This is a genomic window from Saccharothrix stipae, from assembly GCF_054781895.1.
On sequence record NZ_BAAGTN010000007.1, the window covers coordinates 743,366 to 760,573 of the forward strand.

General features: G+C 71.9%; 12 protein-coding genes, 1 pseudogene and 1 riboswitch. Of the genes and pseudogenes, 4 read left to right on the top strand and 9 right to left on the bottom strand.

All coding sequences use genetic code 11. The features are described 5' to 3' along the window. Positions 1 to 53: 53 nt before the first annotated feature. The 4 genes and pseudogenes from metH to ACYVLT_RS16070 form a co-directional block, all read right to left on the bottom strand. Positions 54 to 3,641, bottom strand: a complete 3,588-nt coding sequence (metH, locus tag ACYVLT_RS16055) for a methionine synthase (protein WP_461120974.1) — start codon at positions 3,639 to 3,641, stop codon at positions 54 to 56. Positions 3,642 to 3,652: 11 nt separating this feature from the next. Next, a riboswitch (S-adenosyl-L-homocysteine riboswitch) is annotated at positions 3,653 to 3,732 on the bottom strand. A gap of 69 nt (positions 3,733 to 3,801) precedes the next feature. Continuing rightward, a pseudogene (locus ACYVLT_RS16060) lies at positions 3,802 to 4,119 on the bottom strand (LutC/YkgG family protein); the annotation flags it as partial. Positions 4,120 to 4,664: 545 nt separating this feature from the next. Beyond that, complete coding sequence (locus ACYVLT_RS16065; protein WP_461120975.1) at positions 4,665 to 6,059, bottom strand: LutB/LldF family L-lactate oxidation iron-sulfur protein; 1,395 nt, start codon at positions 6,057 to 6,059, stop codon at positions 4,665 to 4,667. Next, the gene (locus tag ACYVLT_RS16070) at positions 6,056 to 6,784 is read right to left on the bottom strand and encodes a (Fe-S)-binding protein (RefSeq protein WP_461120976.1); all 729 of its coding nucleotides are present in this window, start codon (positions 6,782 to 6,784) and stop codon (positions 6,056 to 6,058) included. The genes ACYVLT_RS16065 and ACYVLT_RS16070 overlap by 4 nt, the downstream gene beginning before the upstream one ends. Before the next feature lie 76 nt (positions 6,785 to 6,860). Between ACYVLT_RS16070 and ACYVLT_RS16075 the strand changes: the two genes are divergently transcribed. After that, a complete protein-coding gene (locus ACYVLT_RS16075; RefSeq protein WP_461120977.1) occupies positions 6,861 to 7,562 on the top strand; it encodes a FadR/GntR family transcriptional regulator in 702 nt (233 codons plus the stop codon). A 16-nt stretch (positions 7,563 to 7,578) separates the two neighbouring features. Here ACYVLT_RS16075 and ACYVLT_RS16080 read toward each other — a convergent pair whose 3' ends face one another. From ACYVLT_RS16080 to ACYVLT_RS16090, 3 genes are all read right to left on the bottom strand, one after another. After that, entirely contained in the window at positions 7,579 to 7,932 is a 354-nt protein-coding gene (locus ACYVLT_RS16080) for a hypothetical protein (RefSeq protein ID WP_461120978.1), read from the bottom strand. Positions 7,933 to 8,361: 429 nt separating this feature from the next. Next, positions 8,362 to 9,750 (bottom strand): rhamnulokinase, encoded by a 1,389-nt coding sequence (locus tag ACYVLT_RS16085; RefSeq protein WP_461120979.1) that lies wholly within the window; start codon positions 9,748 to 9,750, stop codon positions 8,362 to 8,364. 362 nt (positions 9,751 to 10,112) lie between these two features. Beyond that, positions 10,113 to 11,777 carry a peroxidase family protein gene (locus tag ACYVLT_RS16090; RefSeq protein WP_461120980.1) on the bottom strand — a complete coding sequence of 555 codons (1,665 nt, stop codon included), beginning with the start codon at positions 11,775 to 11,777 and terminating at the stop codon, positions 10,113 to 10,115. Positions 11,778 to 12,056: 279 nt separating this feature from the next. Here ACYVLT_RS16090 and ACYVLT_RS16095 point away from each other — a divergent pair, with 279 nt between their 5' ends. Beyond that, a complete protein-coding gene (locus tag ACYVLT_RS16095) occupies positions 12,057 to 12,740 on the top strand; it encodes a class I SAM-dependent methyltransferase (RefSeq protein WP_461120981.1) in 684 nt (227 codons plus the stop codon). A 96-nt stretch (positions 12,741 to 12,836) separates the two neighbouring features. After that, entirely contained in the window at positions 12,837 to 13,691 is an 855-nt protein-coding gene (locus ACYVLT_RS16100; RefSeq protein ID WP_461120982.1) for a transglutaminase-like domain-containing protein, read from the top strand. On the opposite strand, the gene ACYVLT_RS16105 is transcribed toward ACYVLT_RS16100, so the two are convergent. Together ACYVLT_RS16105 and ACYVLT_RS16110 are read right to left on the bottom strand one after the other, a co-directional pair. Beyond that, positions 13,661 to 14,527 (bottom strand): SDR family NAD(P)-dependent oxidoreductase, encoded by an 867-nt coding sequence (locus tag ACYVLT_RS16105; RefSeq protein WP_461120983.1) that lies wholly within the window; start codon positions 14,525 to 14,527, stop codon positions 13,661 to 13,663. The two genes, ACYVLT_RS16100 and ACYVLT_RS16105, sit on opposite strands and share 31 nt — an antisense overlap. A 92-nt stretch (positions 14,528 to 14,619) precedes the next feature. Then, complete coding sequence (locus ACYVLT_RS16110; protein ID WP_461120984.1) at positions 14,620 to 15,621, bottom strand: AraC family transcriptional regulator; 1,002 nt, start codon at positions 15,619 to 15,621, stop codon at positions 14,620 to 14,622. Between the two features lie 70 nt (positions 15,622 to 15,691). On the opposite strand from ACYVLT_RS16110, the gene ACYVLT_RS16115 reads away from it, so the two are divergent. Then, positions 15,692 to 17,206, top strand: coding sequence for a flavin-containing monooxygenase (locus tag ACYVLT_RS16115; RefSeq protein WP_461120985.1), 1,515 nt, complete (start codon positions 15,692 to 15,694; stop codon positions 17,204 to 17,206). Positions 17,207 to 17,208 lie beyond the last annotated feature (2 nt).

The window sequence follows — 17,208 nt, forward strand, 5'->3', positions numbered from 1 at the left end:
GCCACCCCCGCTCGGCCACCCCCGCTCGGCCACCCCTGCCCGGCTGCTCCTGCTCAGGCGCCCGGCTCGTACGCCAGGTTCGGCCGCAGCCACCGCTCGACCTCCGCCAGCGGCATGCCGCGCCGGCGGGCGTAGTCGACCACCTGGTCCCGACCGATCCGGCCGACGGTGAAGTAGCGCGCACCCGGGTTGGCGAAGATCACGCCGCTGACGCTCGCCGCCGGGGTCATGGCGAACGAGTCGGTCAACGCCAGGCCCACCCGCTCGGCCCCCAGCAGCGCGAACAGGTCCTGCTTCTCGCTGTGGTCCGGGCTCGCCGGGTAGCCGAACGCGGGCCGGATGCCGCGGAACCGCTCGGCGTGCAGGTCCTCCAGCGCCGGGTCGGCGTCCGGCTCGAACCAGTCGCGCCGCGCCCGCAGGTGGACGTGCTCGGCGAACGCCTCGGCCAGCCGGTCGGCCAACGCCTTCACCATGATCGACTTGTAGTCGTCCTGCTCGCGCTCGTACCGCCCGGACAGCTCCTCGGCGCCGTGGATCGCGACCGCGAACCCACCCAGGTGGTCGCCCGCCGGCGCGACGTAGTCGGCCAGGCAGCGGTTCGGCCTGCTCTGCGGCTTGGTCGTCTGCTGGCGCAGCATCGGCAGCCGCCTGCCGTCCACCACGATGTCGTCACCCTCGGCGTGCGCGGGCCAGAAGCCGTACACGCCCTTCGCCCGCAACGAGCCGTCGGCGATGATCTGGTCGAGCATCGCGTTCGCGTCGTCGAACAGCTCCTGCGCGGCCGGGTTGGTCGTCAGGATCTTCGGGAACTTGCCCTTGAGCTCCCAGGCCAGGAAGAAGAACGTCCAGTCGATCATCTCACGCAGCTCGGCCAGCGACGGCTCCACCACGCGCAGCCCGGTGAACGCGGGCGTCGGCAACTCCTCGAACGACACCACCTCGGCGTTCGCCCGCGCCTGCTCGACGGTCAGCAACGGCGTGCTCTGCCGGTTCTCGTGCTCCTCGCGCAACCGCTGCTGCTCGACCCGCGTCGCCGCGCCCAACTCCTCGGCGCGGTCCTCGTCCAGCAGCGCCGACACCACGCCCGCCACCCGTGACGCGTCCAGCACGTGCACCGTCGTCTGGTCGTACGCGGGCGCGATGCGCACGGCCGTGTGCTGGCGGGACGTCGTCGCGCCACCGATCAGCAGCGGCAGCTTCATCCCGCGCCGCTGCATCTCCGCCGCCACGGACACCATCTCGTCCAGCGACGGCGTGATCAGCCCGGACAGGCCGACCGCGTCCGCGCCCTCGGCGATCGCGGTGTCCAGGATCTTCGCCGCGGGCACCATCACGCCCAGGTCGACCACGTCGTAGTTGTTGCAGCCCAGCACCACGCCGACGATGTTCTTGCCGATGTCGTGCACGTCGCCCTTCACCGTGGCCAGCACGACCTTGCCGTTGCCGCGGGTGGAGCCGGAGGCTTCCTTCTCCGCGTCCATGTACGGCTCCAGGTGCGCGACCGCGCGCTTCATCACCCGCGCGCTCTTCACCACCTGCGGCAGGAACATCTTGCCCGCGCCGAACAGGTCGCCGACGACCTTCATGCCGTCCATCAACGGACCCTCGATCACGTCCAGCGGGCGCTTGGCCTCCAGCCGGGCCTCTTCGGTGTCCTCGATGATGAAGTCCACGATGCCGTGCACCAGCGCGTGCTCCAGCCGCTTGGCCACCGGGCCCTCGCGCCACGCCAGGTCGACCACCCGCTTGGTGCCCGAGCCCGCCACCGTCTCGGCGAACGACACCAGCCGGTCGGTGGCGTCCGGGCGGCGGTCGAACAGCACGTCCTCGACCAGCTCCAGCAGGTCCTTCGGGATGTCCTCGTAGACCGCGAGCTGACCGGCGTTGACGATGCCCATGTCCAGGCCCGCGCGCACACCGTGGTACAGGAACGACGAGTGCATCGCCTCGCGCACGGTGTCGTTGCCGCGGAACGAGAACGACAGGTTGGAGATGCCGCCGCTGATCCGCACGCCCGGACAGCGCTGCTTGATCAGCGGGATCGCGTCCAGGAACGCCTTGGCGTACCCGTTGTGCTCGGCGATGCCGGTCGCCACCGCCAGCACGTTCGGGTCGAAGATGATGTCCTCGGCCGGGAAGTCGGCCTTCTGCGTCAACAGGTCGTACGCGCGACCGCAGATCTCGACCTTGCGCTCGGCGGTGTCGGCCTGGCCCAGCTCGTCGAACGCCATCACCACCACGCCGGCGCCGAAGTCGCGGATGCGGCGGGCCTGGGCCAGGAACGGCTCCTCGCCCTCCTTCAGGCTGATCGAGTTGACCACGCCCTTGCCCTGCACGCACTTCAGCCCGGCCTCCAGCACGCTCCACCGCGAGCTGTCGACCATGATCGGCACCCGGGCGATCTCCGGCTCGGTGGCGACCAGGTTCAGGAACGTGGTCATCGCCCGCTCGCTGTCGAGCAGGTCGGCGTCCATGTTCACGTCGAGCAGGTTCGCGCCGCCACGCACCTGCTCCAGCGCGACGTCCACCGCCGCCTGGTAGTTGTCGCCCTCGATCAGCCGGCGGAACTTCGCCGAACCGGTCACGTTGGTGCGCTCGCCGATCATCACGAACCCGGTGTCCGAGCCGATCTCGAACGGCTCCAGACCGCTGAACCGGGTCCGCTCCGGCCTGCTCGCCACCGGCCGCGGCGCCATGTCCTTGACCGCCGTGGCGACCCGCGCGATGTGCTCGGGCGTCGTGCCGCAGCAGCCGCCCACGATGTTGACCACGCCGTCCTCGGCGAACCCGTGCAGCAGCGCGGCCGTCTCGTCCGGGGTCTGGTCGTAGCCGCCGAACGCGTTGGGCAGCCCGGCGTTGGGGTGGCTCGCGGTGTAGGTGCCCGCGAGCCGGGCCAGCTCGGTGATGTGCGGCCGCATCTCGGCCGCGCCCAGCGAGCAGTTCACGCCCACCACGAGCGGGTCGGCGTGCGCGACGGAGTTCCAGAACGCCTCGACGGTCTGCCCGGACAGCGTCCGCCCGCTCAGGTCCACGATGGTGACCGAGATCCACAGCGGCAGGTGCGGCGCGACCTCGCGGGCCGCGGCGACGGCGGCCTTGGCGTTGAGCGTGTCGAAGATCGTCTCGATCATCAGCAGGTCGACGCCGCCCTCGGCGAGCGCGCCGATCTGCTCCGCGTACGAGTCCTTGACCTGGTCGAACGTGACCGTCCGGTACGCCGGGTCCTCGACTCGCGGCGACAGCGACAGGGTGACGTTGAGCGGGCCGACCGAGCCCGCGACGAACCGGCCGCCCGCCTCGTCGGCCGCCTGGCGGGCCAGTTGGGCGCCGCGCAGGTTCATCTCGCGCACCAGCTCCTCCAGGCCGTAGTCGGCCTGGGCGATGCTCGTCGCGGTGAACGTGTTCGTGGTGGTGATGTCCGCGCCCGCGGCCAGGTACCGGCGGTGCACGTCGAGGATGAGGTCCGGCCGGGTCAGGTTGAGCAGGTCCGGGTCGCCGGTGACGTCGTGCGTGTGGTCGCCGAGCAGATCGCCGCGGTAGTCGGCCGGGGTGAGCGCGGCGGCTTGGAGCATGGTGCCCCAGGCGCCGTCCAGCACCGCGACGCGCTGGTCCAGCAGCTCTCGCAGGGCGTTTTCCGACACGCGGCCTCCCATCGGGGGAGGCGCCCTTGCGGATGTCGAACCCCTACCGAGCGTGGCGGGCTCGTCACCCGTTGCAGCGCCTCTCGGTTGGAGGGTCAAGCTTAGCCAAACCCGCCAGGGTGGGCGGATCCGCCCACTTGCTGGGACCGGTTGCGCACGGTCAGCGGGCGATGACGACCTCCAGCGTGCGCGGACCGTGCACGCCCTCCACCCGTTCGAGCTCGATGTCGCTGGTCGCGGAGGGTCCGCTGATCCAGGTCTGGGTGCGCACCCCGGCCAACGCCGCCACCGCGTCCGGCACGCCCGCGACCACCTGGTCGGCCCGCACCACCACGAGGTGGTAGTCCGGCACGAGCGTGAGGGCGCGCGGTCCCTGGTCGGCGGCGTCGTGGTCGAGCACGATCGTGCCGGTCTCGGCGACGGCCACGTGGCAGGCGGTGACGACGGCGTCGACGCGTTCGAGGGTGGCGACGCCCACGGGCGTGCGGATGAGCCCGGTTTCGCGGCCGAGGAGCTCGATTTCGCGCCTGGGGGGCTCGATCTCGCGGCTGAGGGGCTCGGCTTCGCCGGGGCGGCGCTCGGTTTCGCGGGAGTGGGGCTCGGCTTCGCCGGGGAGGGGCGCAGCTTGGCTGCCGGGGTGGGGCTCGGTTTCGCCGGGGTCGGGCGCGGCTTCGCCGGGGTCCCCGCCCAGGGGAACCCTGAACTCAATTCTACCGCCGGGGTCCGACAATTCCGGCTGGTCGGACCACGCGGAGGTCCACGTAGAGGTCCACGCCGGCGGGATGCCGGGCGCCGCCACCACGAGCCGCGCGCCGCGGTCGCGCAGTGCCTCCGCGATCGCACCCGGCACCTCGTCCGCACCGACGATGCGGACCTGTGCGCGGTAGTCGCGCAAGCGTTGCGCGAACAGCTCCAGGTCACCGGGCCCGCGCGTGCCCGCCGCCCGGTACTCGCGGCGCACCGGCGCGGCCGCACCAGGCCCCTTCGCCCGCCGAACCCTCGCCAAGACCTCGTCACGCGCGCTCATCGGGACTCCCACCAGTCGCGGAACGTTTCCTTCGGTGGCTGCGGCAGGTCACGGGCCGTCGACCAGCCGTGCAGCGGCACGTGCCGGCTCGCCAGCCGCCCGAACCGGCCCAGGCGCACCAGCCGCCGCCACCGGCGCGCGTCCGACATCGCCCACGCCAGCGCGCGCATGGCCGTCGACTCCGGTGTGGTCTTCTTCGACTCGGTCACCCGTGCCCGCAGGTGCACCAGCATCGACGGGATGTCGATCGCCACCGGGCACACGTCGTAGCAGACACCGCACAACGACGACGCGAACGGCAGCGTGGGGTTGCGATCCACCCCCGTCAGCTGCGGCGACAGCACCGCGCCGATCGGGCCGGGGTACGTCGAGCCGTACGCGTGACCGCCGGTGCGCTCGTACACCGGGCACGAGTTCAGGCACGCCGAGCAGCGGATGCAGCGCAGCGCCGCCCGGCCCTCCGGGTCGGCGAGCGTCGCCGTGCGGCCGTTGTCCACCAACACCACGTGACTGGTCTGACCCTCCGTCGGCCCGGTCCACACCGACGTGTACGGGTTCATCCGCTCACCGGTGGACGAGCGGGGGAGCAGTTGCAGGAACACCTCCAGGTCCTGCCACGTCGGCACCAGCTTCTCGATGCCCACCACGCTGATCAGCGTGCGCGGCAGGGTCAGGCACATCCGGCCGTTGCCCTCGGACTCGACCACCACCAGCGACCCCGTCTCGGCCACGCCGAAGTTCGCGCCCGAGATCGCCACGTCGACCGTCATGAACTTGTGCCGCAGGTGCTTGCGGGCCGCCTCGGCGAGCGCCCGCGGGTCGTCGGTCAGCTCCGGGTCCACGCCCGGCATCTCGCGCCGGAACACGTCCCGGATCTCCGACCGGTTGCGGTGGATCGCGGGCACCAGGATGTGGCTCGACTTGTCGTCGCCCAGCTGGACGATCAGCTCGGCGAGGTCGGTCTCCACCGCGTGCACGCCGATGTCGGCCAACGCCTCGTTCAACCCGATCTCGACCGTGGCCATCGACTTGACCTTGATGACCTCGCGCGTGCCGGTCGCCCGCACCAGGTCGGCGACGACGCGGTTGGCCTCGTCGGCGTCCCGCGCCCAGTGCACGTGCGTGCCGCGGCTCGTCAACGCCTCCTCGAACCGCACCAGGTGCTCGTCCAGGTCGGCCAGCACCTCGTCCTTGATCGCCGCACCCGCCGCGCGCAGCTGCGCCCAGTCCGGGAGTTCACCGACGACGTTCGCGCGCTTGGCCCGGATCGTGGCGGTGGCCTTGGCGAGGTTGCGGCGCAGCTGGGCGTTGCCCAGGGCTTCACGGGCGGCCTTGGGGAACGGCTCGCCGGTCAGGTTGCCGCCGCCGGCGGGCATGCCCAGGAACGTCATCGGGTGTGCTCCAGGACCTGGGCCAGGTGCAGCGGGCGGACGCCGCTGCGCAGCCTGCTCAGGCCGCCGCCGATGTGCATCAGGCACGACGAGTCGCCCGCGGTGAGCACGCCCGCTTTCGTGCTCAGCACGGCGCTCATCTTGTCGCCGAGCATGGCGGTGGAGGTGTCGGAGTTCTTCACCGCGAACGTGCCGCCGAAACCGCAGCACGTCTCGGCGGACGGCAGCTCGACCAGGTCGATGCCCTCGACCGCGCGGAGCAGCCTCAGCGGCCGGTCCTCGACCTTCAGCACGCGCAGCGAGTGGCACGTGGGGTGGTAGGTGACCCGGTGCGGGAAGTACGCGCCGACGTCGGTGACGTCGAGGACGTCCACCAGGAACTCCGACAGCTCGTACGTGCGCTCGGCGGTGTCCGCGGCGGCCTCGGCCAGCTTCGCGTCACCGTGCTCGCGGGCGACGTGCGCGTGCTGGTGCCGCACCGATCCCGCGCACGACCCGGACGGTGCGACGATCACGTCGGCCCGCTCGAACGCCTCGACGTGGTTGCGGATGACCGGCAGCGCCTGGCCGGGGTAGCCGGTGTTGATGTGCATCTGGCCGCAGCAGGTCTGGGCGGGCGGCACGACCACCTCGTGGCCGAGTCGTTCCAGCAGCCGGACGGTGGCCTTGCCGACGTCCGGGAACAGCCCGTCGACCAGGCACGTGACGAACAGCGCGACTCTCACCGCGGTGAGTCTAGGCTCTGTGGTCTGACCACACCAGGCTGTGGTCAGACCACAGTCGCGTGCGGAGGTGTTCGCCTTGTCCGGGTACGGCGCGGTGCTGCGGCACGTCGAGTCTGAGCTGAGCGCGGGCAGGCTCGGCGTGGGGCAGCAGCTGCCCGCCGAGCGCAGGCTGGCCGAGGACCTCGGGGTCAGCCGCGCCACCGTGCGCGAGGCGATCCGGGTGTTGCAGGCGATGGGCGTGGTGCGCAGCGGCGTCGGCTCGGGGCCGGACGCGGGCACCACCGTCATCGCCGACCCGGCGGGCGGGCTCGGCGCGGCCCTGCGGCTGCACCTGGCCACCCGCAGGCTGCCGATGGCCGACCTGGTCGGCACCAGGGTGATGATCGAGAGCCACTCCGTGCGCGCCGCCGCGACCGACCCCGACCACCCGGAACTGGCCCGTGCCGCGGACCTGCTGGCCCGGATGGACGCGCCGGACCTCGACGCGGACGCGTTCCACCAGCTCGACGCCGACTTCCACGTCGCCCTCACGGCTGCTGCGGGCAACGCGGTGAACACCGCGATCATGGCCGCGCTGCGCGACGCGATCCACCGCACCGTGCTGGACGCCGTGCAGGCGCTGCCCGACTGGCCGCGCACCGCCGTGCGGCTGCGCCGCGAGCACCGGTCGATCCTGCGGGCCGTTCAGTCAGGTGACGGCGACCTGGCCGCCACGCGCGTCACCCGCCACGTCGAAGGTTTCCACCGCGAGTGGGAGCGTCACGCCCTGCCGCGGTGAGCGCCCGACGTGCTCGTCACCACCGCTTCGCCCGCAACACCAGGTTGCCCGACTTGAGCAGCGGTCCGCAGGTGCCCTCGGTCCACTCCTCGCCAGCGCGGAGGTCCTGGATGCAGACCTCTTTCGAGGCGACGATCCTGCCGGTCTGCCCTGAGGTGTAAGGCCCGACCGCGGAGAAGTTGTGCCTCACGGTCGAGATGACCGCCTCCACCGTGAGGGTGAGCGCGGACTGGTTGCGCATCTGTTTGTGCGTGGTCAGCTCGACCGTGGTGCCGGGGCTGATCCAGACGTGGCCGACCGGGGTGCCCAGGAAGGAGGTCAGCTCGAAGAAGTACTGCCGGAACAGGTGGATCACGCCGACCGGGGACACGGCCTTGAGGTTGCCGTCGCCGAAACCCGCGACCGGGTCGTTCCCGTCGAGCAGGTCGGCGAGGTTCGGTTTGCCGGTGAAGAAGTACTGGTCCGCCGCGTCCGGGTGGTGAGCCGCCAGCCAGTGCAGGTAACCGACGACCTTGTTCTCGCGCCGCAGGAGCGCGGCGAAGGTCTCCGGCCCGCGGTGGGCGGGTGCGACGACGCACCCGGCGTCGTGAAGTCGGCCGTTCGACGGCAGAAGAAAGGCGGCCCCCTGTCGACCATGCTTTTGCCGCGCGCGTTACGACAAGCGTTTCCTTCGATATCGGCGGCGTGGAACATCTCGCGGACGACCTGGAATCATGAGCGAAAATCGTATTGTTCGGGAATGCCCGAATGGCGTAGGGAAACGCGTATTCGGTCTGTGGGATTCTGCGGGTCGGTCGAATCAGGTCGGGTCGTAGTGGCGGATGTCCGAGGTGGTCGCCAATCGGGCGCGCATCGCTTCCAGCGTGGCCGGGCCGGCGCCGTGGGTCCGGGCCTGCACCAGGACGTTGCCCAGGGCGGTGGCCTCGACCGGGCCGGCGGTGACCCGGCGGCCGGAGAGGTCGGCGGTCAGGCGGCACAACAGGTCGTTGCGCGAGCCGCCACCCACGATGTGGATCACGTCCACGTCCCGGCCCGTCACCTCGGCGGCCTGGTCGACGGTGCGCGCGTAGGCGACCGCCAGGGAGTCCAGCACGCAGCGCACGGTCTCGGCGGGCGTGCGCAGCGGGCCGGTCGCCGCCGCCGCGATCCTCCGGGGCATGTCGCCGGGTGCGATGAACGCCGGGTCGTCCACGTCGACGGTCGGGCCGCCCGCGGGCAGGGCCTCCGCCCGGGCCAGCAGGTCCGCCGGATCCGGGTCCCCCCACTCCCGCAGCGACTCCTGGAGCAGCCACAACCCGCCCACGTTGCGCAGGAACCTGGTCCGCCCGTCCACGCCGCCCTCGTTGGTGAAGTTGAGCTCGCGTGCGCGCGGGGACAGCACCGGCTCCGGCAGCTCGACACCCGCCAACGACCACGTCCCGCTGGACACATACGCGAAGCGCGACCCGTCCGCGGGCAACGCGACCACCGCCGACGCGGTGTCGTGCGAACCGACCGACGTGACCGGCGTCGTGCTCGGCAGGCCGGTCGCCCGCGCCACCTCCGGCCGCAGCGACCCGCGCACCTCGCCCGGCTCCTGCAACGGCGGGAACGGCACGCCGTCGGCCAACTCCGGCGCCCACGTCCGCGTCCGCACGTCCAGCAGACCCGTGGTGGACGCGTTCGTGATCTCCGTCCGCAGCTCGCCGGTCAACCAGTACGCCAGCAGGTCCGGCAGCAGCACGACGTGCGCCACCTCGTCCCACCGCGGGGACGCCCGCTCCGCCTCCAGCTGGTACAGCGTGGTGAACGGCAGGAACTGCAGGCCGTTGATCGCGTACAACGCCTCGGGCGCCACCCGCGCGTGCACCCGCTCCACCGCCTCGGCGGTGCGCCCGTCCCGATAGGACACCGGTTCGGCGAGCAACGCCCCGTCCTCGCCGAGCAGCCCGTAGTCCACGGCCCACGTGTCGATGCCGATCGACACCACCTCGGGGAACCCGGAGGCCAGCGCCCGCAGCCCGACCACCACCTCCCGGTACAGCCCGGTGAAGTCCCAGCGCAGGTGCCCGTCGCGCGTCACCACGCCGTTGGGGAACCGGTGCACCACGTGCAGCGTGGTCCGACCGCCGGCCACCACGCCGGCCACGACCCGTCCGCCCGAGGCGCCGATGTCGATGGCTCCGAAAACCCCGTTGAGGGACGACATGGGCGGCTCCGCAGGCTTGAATCGTTTCAAACCTCCGCAGTCAATCGCTCCGCGCCCTCGGCTGTCAAGGAGGTGGGGAGACCCGGCCCCCGGGAGGACCGGGGACCGGGCACCGTCCGCACCGCCGGCTCGTGCGCGCCCCCAGGACACGTCCGAGCAGCACCGGTGCGGCACAGATGAGCGCCACGTCCTTCACCACGAACCCGCCGGTCGTGGTCGAACGGCAGGGGGTTGCCCCCGGTCATCACGGGAGCCGGCGCCTGGACGGAGACCGGGAACGTCCCCGCCAGGTGGACCGCCACGACGACCTGCGTCAGCCGCGACGGCCGCCCGAGCGGCCACACCACCCCCGGCCCGACACGTCAGTCGCCCAGCGGGTTGAGCAGGTCCGCCTTGCCCTCGAACGCGAACAGCAGCAGGTCCGTCATCCGGAACGTCTGGGAGTCCGGACCGAACGCCGGTCGCCACGACGGCTCGCGGACGATCGACGTGCGGCTGCCCTCGATGGCGCGGTGGAACACCTCGGCCACGATCCGGCCGCCCACCGGCCCGAGGCGACCGTTGTTGAACTCCGCCTCACGCAGCACGTAGAGCCACAACGGGGTCGAGGCAGTCACCTCGCCCTTCTGCGCGTCGGTCAGCGAGTCCAGCGTGGCGCCCTGGTTGCCGACCAGGACCTGCTCGCCGGTCAACGGCGGCACGCCCAGGAACTCCGCCATCTGCTGCCCACTGGCCAGCCGGACCATGTTCGCCCGGGTCAGGTTGCGGAACGCCAGGTTGCGCTCGATCTCGGGGAACGTGGTGCCGCGCCCGTCGAACGTGCCCGCCGGGAGCTGGGTCAGCGGGTTGACCAACAGGGTGTCGAGCCGCTTGGTGAGGTTGCCCCCGTCGGCGGTCGGCGGCGCCAGGTCCGGCCGGTCGGCTTCGGTGAAGTCGAACAGCCTGCGGAAGTCGGCGATCCAGTTGGTGGGCAGCGTGTCGACCGTGCCCGAGTTGGGGTTGTCCAGGTCGGGCAGCTGCGACCCCGGGTCGAAGTTGCCGGAGGTGCCGGTGAAGACGAACAACAGGAACAGGGAGGCGGCGCCGCCCGGACCGTTCGAGTTGAACACCCGGTTCCACTGGTAGGCGCCCCGGATCATGCTGTGGCCCAACCGGTACGCCGCCACCGAGAACTCCAGCGGCATGGTCGGCTGGAGCCCGTGCGGCGACCTGCCCCGGCCCGGCGCCTCGAAGAACCGCCGACCGTTGGTGAACACGTCGTCCACGATCGCCGGGTCCACGATCCGCGGCAGGAAGTCGGTGCGCAGCATCCACTGGTAGTGGCGCACCACCTGCTCGCGTGCCGCGGTGAACAGCCGCCGCCCGGTCAGACCGCGCAGCGCCAGCTCGTCCACGACCCGGTTGTGGAACCTGATGAACGCCAGGTGGGTCTGGGCGACGGCCAGGTTCTCGTCGTTGCGGGTGTCCGGGATCAGCGGCCGGCGCCGGTCGGCCCCGGTCGTGCCCGCCGCGCCGAACCGCGGCAGGTCGAACCCCTCCAGCGCGACGTTGACCCGTTCGTCCGGGAACGGCGCCGGCGAGGTGGTGCCGACCTTGAGCTTCACGCCGTCCGCGGCGTAGAAGATCCGGTCGTTGCGGTCACCGGGACCGCGTCCGTACACCGAGTCGAGGTCCAGGGCGGGTGAGCGGCCCTGCACCAGCTCGTCGAGGTTGACGTCCTCGCCGAGCTGCGACTCGGTGCGGTCCATGGTCAGGTCGTGGTCCACGAACTGACCGAGGTAGGTGAAGCCCGCCGGGATCGGCGGGTCCGCGGAGTCCGCCTGCGGTACGTCCGCGGTCATGGCGGTGGCCAGGGCGATCCTGGTCTCCTCGTCCAGTCGGGTCCCCTCCGGCCCCAGCCGGGAGAACCGGAACCGGCGCAGCTCCTCCACCGTGAGCGGCTGACGGGTCGTCGCCTCGCCGTTGCGGTCGAACTCCAGCACTCCCTCGCCGACGACGAAGAAGCTGTTCGTACCGTGCTGCTTCATAGACCCCCCCAGGTCTGCGTTCCCCGGGATCACCGGGCAGGACGAGCGCACCCCCTGTGGTCGCCCTGTACTACACAGGTACCAGGACTTGTCGATCAGATACACGGACCATTCCGCTGGGCTGGTTGCGCTAGTCCAAGTGGGTGGGCAAGGTCCAGGTCAGCGGTGATCCTGAGAGAACCTGTGAATGTGCGGTCGAAGATCGCCAAGCGGCGGTCGGACAGGCGACCGACAGGAAAACGCGCGCGGAACGCGGACGTGAGCTCCTAGGGTGACGGCGTGTTCCCCGACTTCCACCGCGCACCCAACATCGCCGACCACCCCGACGTCTACGAGCGGGAGAACGAGGCGATCGACCCCGACGAGGTGCTGTGGCGCGCGCTGCGCGAGCGGGCCGACTGGGCCGGCCGCACGGTGCTCGACCTCGGCTGCGGCACGGGGTTCTGGCTGCCCCGCTACGCGGTCGACGCGGCCTCGGTGATCGGCGTCGAGCCGGACCCGGACCTGCTGGTCAGGGCGGGCGAGCGGGGGACCGTGCGGCCCGGTTCGGCCGAGCACATCCCGTTGCCGGACGCGAGCGTGGACGTGGTGCACGCCCGGTTCGCGTACTTCTTCCCACCGGGCTGCGAACCCGGTCTCGCCGAGGTGCGGCGGGTGCTGCGGCCGGGCGGTGCGCTGGTCGTGATCGACAACGACGGGCGGCACGGCGAGTTCGCCGACCTGCTCGCCGCCTCACCGTGGGCGTCGGCCCAGGGGACCGCCGACACGACCGACGCGTGGTGGCGTGACCAGGGCGCCGAGCGCACCGAGGTGATGTCGTCCTGGCGCTGCCGCGACGCGGCCGAGCTGGAATCCGTGCTGCGCATCGAGTTCCCATCCGACGTGGTCGACGCGTGGATCCGCGCGAACCCCGGTCGGCACGAGCTGAGCTACGGCTACGTCCTGTTCACCGTCACCACTTGATCGCGCGCCTTACGCCACGAACCACGCGTCGCCCCTTGACCCCGCCCCTGGGGCACGGACTAGACATGGCGGCACAGACGTGGCGAGGGGGAGTACGTGATCGACTACGCGAAGCACAGCCGGTTCAGTGAGCCGGGGTCGTCGGCCGGGTGGTTGGACGGTGTGGGGCCGGACCTGGCGGAGTTGCGGCGGGTCGCGTCCGGGTTGGTGTTCCACTTCTGGGGCAACGGGGACATCACCGACCACGGGTTCCCGGCGGACCGGTTGGCGGAGGTCGACCTGCGGTACGCGGCGGACATGTTCGCCCGGCTGCACGAGCTCAACCCCGCGCCGTTGGGCGACCGGCGCGCGCCGACCGAGCGGATCGTGGGTTGCTGCCGGGACTTCACGCTGCTGTTCGTGTCGATGGCGCGCCACCACGGCATCCCGGCGCGGTCACGGGTCGGGTTCGCCGGTTACCTCGCGCCCGGCTGGTACCTGGACCACGTGGTGGCCGAGGTGTGGGACGGGCGGCGGTGGCGGCTGGTCGACCCGCAGTTCACCGAGAGCGAGGTCGACCTCGTGGACGTGCCGCGGGAGGCGTTCCTGGTGGGCGCGGACGCGTGGCGGGTGTGCCGTTCGGGCGAGGTGGACCCCGAGCGGTTCGCGGTGTCACCCGAGCTGACCGTCCCCGGCACGCGCGGCCTGACCCAGGTGCGGCACGACCTCGTGCAGGACCTGGCGTCGTTGAACAAGCACGAGATGATCCTCTGGGACCTGTGGGGCACGCTGAGCGACGCGCCGGAACTGTCCGAAGAGGACGTCCTGGCCGCCGACGAGCTCGCGGCGCTGCTGAGCGACCCCGACGCGGACGTGCGCGCGGCCTTCGAGGTCGACGCCTACCGCGTGTCGCCGGTGATCACCTCGCACGACCAGGTCACTCAGTCGCCGGTGGAGGTCGTGCTGCGCTGAGCCGCGTTGCGCGCGGTGGCCGGGCTGAGGCGGGTCATCACGGCCAGGTACGAGGTGGGGAACAGCCGGGCCAGGACGTCGGGCACGACGGCGGTCCACGCGATCAGCACCCGGCCCTTGCGCTTCTCCACGCCGGCCAGGATCCGCTCGGCGGCCTTGTCGGCGGGGTAGGTCAGCAGCTTGGCGAAGCTCTCCCGGCCCTGCGCCGCCTCGGCCTCGCTCACCCCGGACGCCACCCGGGCGGTCTCCGCGATCCTGGTGCGGATGCCGCCCGGGTGCACGCACGTGACGCCGACGCCCCGGTCGGCCAACTCGTGGCGCAGCGACTCGGTGAACCCGCGCAGGGCGAACTTGCTGGCCGAGTACGCGGTCTGGCCGGGCGGCCCGATGAGCCCGAACAGGCTCGACACGTTGACCACGTGGCTGCCCGGCGACTCCAGCAGCGTCGGCAGCAGCAGCCGGGTCAACGCGACCGGCGCCCGGAAGTTGACGTCCACGACCCAGTCGAACTCCTCCGCGTTCACCTGGTCGAACGTGCCGCCCAGGGCGACGCCCGCGTTGTTCACCAGCAGGGTGATCCGCGGGTTCGCGGCCAGCACGCGGGCCGCGAGGCCGTCCAGACCGGCGATGTCGGACAGGTCGGCCACGTGCGTCTCGACCCGCGGGCCGCGGATCCTCGCGGCCACCGCCGCCAGCCGGTCGGCGTCCCGGTCGATCAGCACCAGGTCGCTGCCGCGCCGCGCCAGCCCGTAGGCCAGTTGCTCGCCCATGCCGCCGGCCGCGCCGGTGACCACCGCCGTGCCACCCGCGAACCGGTAGCGCGAGAGCTGGGACATGCGGCCTCCTCAGGACGTCGGTCGGACCAGTCTGGCCCGACCCGCACCCCGGAGCTTGACTTCCCGCGACAGACATTTGACCCGGCACGACATCAGGCGCCGCGGCGGACGGCGCTCGGCGTGGCGCCCCACCACCGGCGGCAGCAGCGGCTGAGCGCGGACTGCTCCGACAACCCGAGCAGGCCGGCCACCTGGCTCATCGGCATGTCGGTGGTGGTCAGGTACCGCTTCGCCGCCTCACGCCGCACCTCGTCCAGCACGGTGGCGAACGTGGTGCCCTCCGCGGCCAACCGGCGCTGCACCGTGCGCGGGTGCAGGTCGACCAACCGGGCCACCGCGCCGATCTCCGGCGGGAACGTCCCCAGCGACCGGGTCAGCACGGCGCGCACCCGTGCCGTCGTGGACGCGCCCTCGCCCGCCGCCTGCTCGGCCAGGAACGCCAGCGCCAACCGCCACACCCGCTCGTCACCGCCCGCCAACGGCTGGTGCACCAGGGCGCGCGGCATCCGCAGCACCGGCGCGTCCTGCCCGATGTGGACGGTCGCGCCGAAGAACTCCTCGTACACCGCCAGGGGCGCGACCGGCGTGTACGGCAGCTCCACGCTGCGCAACCCGTACGGGCCGCCCAGCAGGTAGGTGATCGACCGGTGCAGGAAGCCGAGGCCCAGGTCGATCGCCTGCACCGAGATCGGCAGGCCCGGCGGCAGGCCGTAGTGCAGCGCGGCGAGGTCCGGCGCACCGTAGGGGTCGTCGACCAGCGACAGGCTCAACGACCGGGCGTGCACGAACAGGTAGCGCGAGGTGCACTCCAGCGCGTCGGCCACGGTCGGTGAGTTCTGGATGGCCAGCGCCAGCGGCCCGAGCATGCCGAAGTCCTGCCGCGCGGCCACCCGCAGGCCGAGGTCCGGGCAGCGCAACCCCTCGGCGGCGAGCTCCAGCACGGCCGCCATCACCCGGTCGGACACCAGCAGGTCGTCCACGTCGAGCGCGGCCACCGGCAGGCCCGCCGCGCGGGCGTAGTCCTCGGCCCGGCCGCCCAGCTCGGCCACGGTCGCCCGGAACCCGCGCAACCCCGCCGACCGGACCACCGACATGTCGTACAGGGTCAAATACTTGTCGCCCCCAGTCAAGAACCGCGCAGGCGCCGCCACCACACTGGAGCCCATGACCACTCCCGAGCACCTCGACGTCGTGATCGTGGGCGCCGGACTGTCCGGCGTCGGCGCCGCCTACCGGCTGCGCACCGAGTGCCCCGGCAAGTCCGTCGCGATCCTCGAAGCACGCGACGCCATGGGCGGGACGTGGGACCTCTTCCGGTACCCCGGCATCCGGTCGGACTCGGACATGTTCACCCTCGGCTACCCGTTCAAGCCGTGGCGCGAGGCGAAGTCGATCGCCGACGGGCCGTCGATCCTGAGCTACATCCGGGACACCGCCGCGGAGTTCGGCATCGACCGGCTGGTGCGCTACCGGACCAGGGTGGTGGCCGCCGACTTCTCCACCGAGACCGCGCGCTGGACGTTGACGATCAGCCGCCGCGACGAGGCGGGTGCGGTCAGCGAGAGCACGATCACCTGCGACTTCCTGTACTCCTGCACCGGCTACTACGACTACGACCAGGGCCACGACCCGGTGTTCCCCGGTGTCGAGTCCTTCCGCGGCCGGGTCGTGCGACCGCAGTTCTGGCCCGAGGACCTCGACTACGCGGGCAAGCGCGTGGTGGTGATCGGCAGCGGCGCGACCGCCGTCACGCTGGTGCCCTCGATGGCCGAGACCGCCGGGCACGTGACCATGCTCCAGCGCTCGCCGACCTGGATCGGCGTGGTGCCCGGCCGCGACAAGCTCGCCGACAAGACCCGCGCACTGCTGCCCGCGGGCGTCGCGCACCGGCTGATCCGGACCAAGAACATCCTGTTCGGGCTGGCGTTCTACCAGTTCTGCCGGCGCTGGCCGAAGGTCGCCCGCAAGGTGCTCACCGGGCTGTCGGCCAAGGCGCTCAAGGACGAGCGACTGGTCCGCGAGCACTTCACGCCCACCTACGACCCGTGGGACCAGCGGCTGTGCGCGATCCCGGACGCCGACCTGTTCCGGTCGATCGGGTCCGGTCGCGCGTCGGTCGTCACCGACCACATCGACACGTTCACGCCCGACGGGGTGCGGCTGAAGTCCGGGCGGGTGCTGGAGGCCGACGTCGTGGTCACCGCCACCGGTCTGCGACTGCTCGCGTTCGGCGGGATCACGCCGAGCGTGGACGGGCGGCCGGTCGGGCTGCCCGAGCAGTTCATCTGGCGCGGCGCGATGATCACCGGGTTGCCGAACTTCGCGGTGTGCGTCGGGTACACCAACGCGTCGTGGACGCTGCGGGCCGACCTTACCTCGCGCCTGGTGTGCCGGGTGGTCAACCACATGGACGAGCGCGGTTACGCCGCCGTGGTACCCACCCCGGACCGCGACCTGGTCCGTCGTCCGCTGCTGGACCTCGCCTCCGGTTACATCCAGCGCGCCATCGACGCGTTCCCGCGCCAGGGTGACCGCGGTCCGTGGCGCGTGCGGCAGAACTACGTGCTCGACGCGGTGTCCACACTGCGCGGTGACCTGAACCGGCAGCTCGTCGGCACGCCACGCGCGGCCGTGCGGCGATCCGTGCCGCGGTCGGCACCGGCGGGTCAGGGTCGGTAGAG